This window comes from Pseudoalteromonas rubra (assembly GCF_005887115.1).
GTDB classification, from domain to species: domain Bacteria; phylum Pseudomonadota; class Gammaproteobacteria; order Enterobacterales; family Alteromonadaceae; genus Pseudoalteromonas; species Pseudoalteromonas rubra_F.
This window is the reverse complement of the sequence record NZ_PNCJ01000142.1, coordinates 1-356: the sequence shown is the minus strand read 5'-3', so window position 1 is coordinate 356 and position 356 is coordinate 1. Positions and strand designations below refer to the sequence as shown.

1 pseudogene is annotated in these 356 nt (G+C 46.6%); it reads right to left on the bottom strand.

Annotated elements, in window-relative coordinates:
• Positions 1–356 (bottom strand): annotated as a pseudogene (locus tag CWB98_RS24125) (TonB-dependent receptor); the annotation flags it as partial.

Below are 356 nucleotides of genomic sequence, written 5' to 3'. Positions count from 1 at the left end.
ACAGTACTTAAACGCTGACGCGCACGTGTATTATACAGCCCCACTTCACCGACATTATCATTACGCAGAGTGATCCCTACGCGGTGCTCGATGGGCCAGGACGTCTGTTGTGAAAAGGTATACCCTAGCGCTGCACCGCTGATCACCCGCTCATCATATTGCTGAAATTGATCGCCATTGATGGGGTCGTTGAGAAAGTAAGTAAAATTCGAAAACAAATCCAATTTATAGTCAATAAGATAGGCACTCGCGCTAACGCGTTGCCCTTGCCAATTGGCTGATACACTGTAGCGACTGGAGTGTCCCCCTAAGGTTTTATCTAAAGAACCTAACTCTGTTATTATTCCTTGGCGTAC